The following is a 3287-nucleotide window of genomic DNA, read 5'->3' as shown; positions in this document are numbered from 1 at the left end:
TAGTAATATTTTATAGCATTTATCAAATAATCAAATAGCTTAGGTACACAAGTTTTGGATTTTAGGGAATAGGGAATAGGGAACAGGGAACAGGTAAAAAATAGGTGTGTACAACCTCATTAATATCATAGCCCCTATAGATATTACCATAGGGATACTTAGGGATACTCTGGCTATAGTGTTAACAAAATTAAGCAAAACTTGAAAGTTAGTTAACAATCGTAAATAAAATATTAATAAAATCTATATTTTTAGTTAAATTTTAAGTTGACAATCCACCATTAGAATTAAGGATGTCATAAAAAATCAACTTAACAACAGGAGACTATTATGGTCACCGCCCCTACACCAAAGGCAACACCAAAGCCAACGGTCAAAATCGGTCAAACTCAACTACTGATCAACAACGAATGGGTAGACAGCGCCTCTGGGAAACGATTCGAGACGATTAACCCTGCTACAGGAGAGGTGATCTGTGATGTGGCTGAGGCTGATGCCCCAGACGTTGATAAAGCAGTAGTGGCGGCTAGGACAGCCTTTACCAGTGGAGACTGGCCCAAAATGTCGGCCACCCAGCGGGGGGAGTTACTCTACAAGCTAGCTGATTTAATCGAAGCAAACAAGGAAGAAATAGCACGGCTGGAAACCCTAGACAATGGGAAGCCCTATCGTGATTCCTTTAATGCAGATTTGTCCCTAGTCATTGCCTGCTATCGGTACTATGCTGGTTGGGCAGATAAGATTCAAGGCAAAACAATTCCCATCAGCGGACCCTACTTCTGCTACACGCGCCATGAACCTGTGGGAGTGGTTGGTCAGATTATTCCTTGGAACTTTCCACTGTTGATGCAAGCTTGGAAGTTAGGCCCAGCATTGGCAGCTGGTAACACCGTGGTGATGAAAACGGCGGAACAGACTCCTTTATCAGCGTTGCGGATCGGTGAACTGATTATCGAAGCAGGTTTCCCTCCTGGTGTGGTGAATCTTCTTTCAGGCTATGGACCAACCGCTGGGGCTGCGATTTCACATCATATGGATATCGATAAAGTTGCCTTTACCGGCTCCACTGAGGTAGGGCATCTAATTATGGAAGCTGCTGCTAAGAGTAACCTCAAGCGGGTCACTCTAGAACTTGGTGGTAAGAGTCCTAACATTGTCTTTGCTGACGCTGACATGGATAAAACCATTGAGGGCGCTCACTTTGCCCTGTTCTTTAACCAAGGACAGTGCTGTTGTGCTGGTTCCCGGCTGTTTGTGGAAGAAAAGTGCTATGACGAGTTTGTAGACAAGTGTGTGAAACGGGCGCAAAATCGCACAGTTGGTGACCCGTTTGATGCCAACACAGAACAGGGTCCCCAGGTCGATCTCGAACAGTTCAATAAGGTGATGAGCTATATTGAGTCTGGTCAGCAGGAAGGAGCTCAGATGTTGTGTGGTGGTGGTCGAGTTGGCGATCGCGGTTACTTCATCGAACCGACAGTGTTTGTTGATGTCCAAGATCAGATGAAGATTGCCCAAGAAGAAATCTTTGGACCAGTGATGAGCATTATTAAGTTCAAAGATATTGATGAAGTGATTCAGCGGGCAAATAATACCATGTATGGCTTAGCAGCAGCCGTGTGGACGAAGGATATTACTAAAGCTCATGCGATCGCAAACAATGTCCGTGCTGGTACTGTCTGGGTGAATTGCTATGATGTGTTTGATGCCGCTGCTCCCTTCGGTGGTTTCAAGCAGTCTGGGATTGGTCGTGAACTTGGGGAGTATGGCTTGCAGCAATACACCGAGGTCAAGACAGTTACGGTTAAATTGTAGCATTGTAGCAATCTCAAAGCCTGGGTTTTACTATCAATAACGCGAAAAGAAGGCTACAGCATAATTAGTTGGTAATTTAGGAAACGCTAATGGGTAATGGGGAATTGTAAGCCAATTTCCTATTACCCATTACTTTATGCTTTGCTCAAGCTTCAAGTTAAAGTTCAGATTAAAGTTCAGAACAATTGCTTATGATAGCATCTGCGGATAATTACCCTTTAATAAAAATCTCCCCATCTCCCCATTCCCCTCCTGGGAGGGGTTAGGGGTGGGTCCCCATCTCCCCATCTCCCTATCTCCCTATCTCCCCATCTCCCTATCTCCCTATCTCCCCATCTCCCTATCTCCCTATCTCCCTATCTCCCCATCAATTTTCTTGATTATGGCTAGTTAACCGGACTTGATATTATACTCGGACAATCATTTAAAGTCCTATGATGTTATTCCTTAAGGTTTCTTGATCCGGATCAATTTAGAAAAAAACAAGTGTTCAGTGTGAGTTGTCCATTTAGCAGCAGTTTATTAAATTTTGTTAAGCACCCTTGGCTTAAATCCACTAACATAGAACAGAATTAGAGAAAAGGGCTAATTATAGAGATTGAGAAGGTTTCATGAAGTACGGAATTGATATTGGTCACAACTTGCGTGCTGATACAGGAGCTCAAGGTATCAGAGTAGAAGATGAAATGAATAGGGACGTGGGAACGAGAGTAATTTCAAAATTGAGAGACTTGGGACATCAGGTAGTTGAATGCAAGCCTAAGAGTGCGAGTACTTTGGGCAGCTCGCTGCGGCAACGGTGCAATATAGCCAATGCTAATCGAGTTGATCAGTTTGTTTCAATTCATTTTAATGCATTTAATGGCCAAGCTAATGGAACAGAAGTATTTGCGATTAGTGATACTGCCAAAAAAATTGCCCAGCCAGTTTTAGAAAAGATAGTGGAGTTAGGTTACTTCAATAGAAAGGTGAAAAATGGCTCTCATTTATATGTCCTCCGATATACCAATATGCCAGCAATTCTCATAGAAAGCTGCTTTTGTGATTCCCAGAAAGATATGGAAATCTACGATCCAGAAGCATTGGCTAATGCAATTGTTAAAGGATTAACAGGAGAAGAGCCACCAACTACTAAATCTTCCTCTGACGATAATGTTATAGAATTACAAAAAGCTCTCAATCGTCTAAAAATTAAAAGTCCTGCTGGTCAGCCATTAGTAGAAGATGGATCTCTTGGTCAGGCGACTATCGCAGCAATAAAAACATTTCAAGCTATTGTAGGAATTAACCAAACTGGAATTGGTGACTCGACGACATGGCAGACTATTAATCAGATTCTTGAGCAACCCATACTTAGACCTAATCATGCTGGAGGGACCACGGTAAAATATCTCCAACGTCGGGTGGGAACTCAGGCAGATGGTATCTTTGGTTCAGGCACCGCAAGTGCTGTGATCAGATTTCAGAAACAA

At 42.9% G+C, this 3287-nt stretch carries 3 protein-coding genes; all 3 read left to right on the top strand.

Annotated elements, in window-relative coordinates; translation table 11 throughout:
• The first annotated feature begins 330 nt into the window (after positions 1–330).
• Positions 331–1815 (top strand): aldehyde dehydrogenase family protein, encoded by a 1485-nt coding sequence (locus tag F6J94_RS32130; RefSeq protein WP_293047661.1) that lies wholly within the window; start codon positions 331–333, stop codon positions 1813–1815.
• 268 nt (positions 1816–2083) lie between these two features.
• Positions 2084–2209, top strand: coding sequence for a hypothetical protein (locus F6J94_RS32125; protein ID WP_293047659.1), 126 nt, complete (start codon positions 2084–2086; stop codon positions 2207–2209).
• A gap of 217 nt (positions 2210–2426) precedes the next feature.
• Positions 2427–3287: N-acetylmuramoyl-L-alanine amidase (locus tag F6J94_RS32120; RefSeq protein ID WP_293047657.1), on the top strand; the 861-nt coding region annotated here is incomplete at its 3' end.

The sequence above is a fragment of the Moorena sp. SIO1F2 genome, from assembly GCF_010672755.1.
Taxonomy (GTDB): domain Bacteria; phylum Cyanobacteriota; class Cyanobacteriia; order Cyanobacteriales; family Coleofasciculaceae; genus Moorena.
Note: the sequence above shows the minus strand (reverse complement) of the source record. Positions and strands in the feature narration are given on the sequence as shown.

Coding starts and splice junctions, on each gene's coding strand:
- F6J94_RS32130 (WP_293047661.1), top strand. CDS start 331: ATGGTCACCGCCCCTACACCAAAGGCAACACCAAAGCCAACGGTCAAA.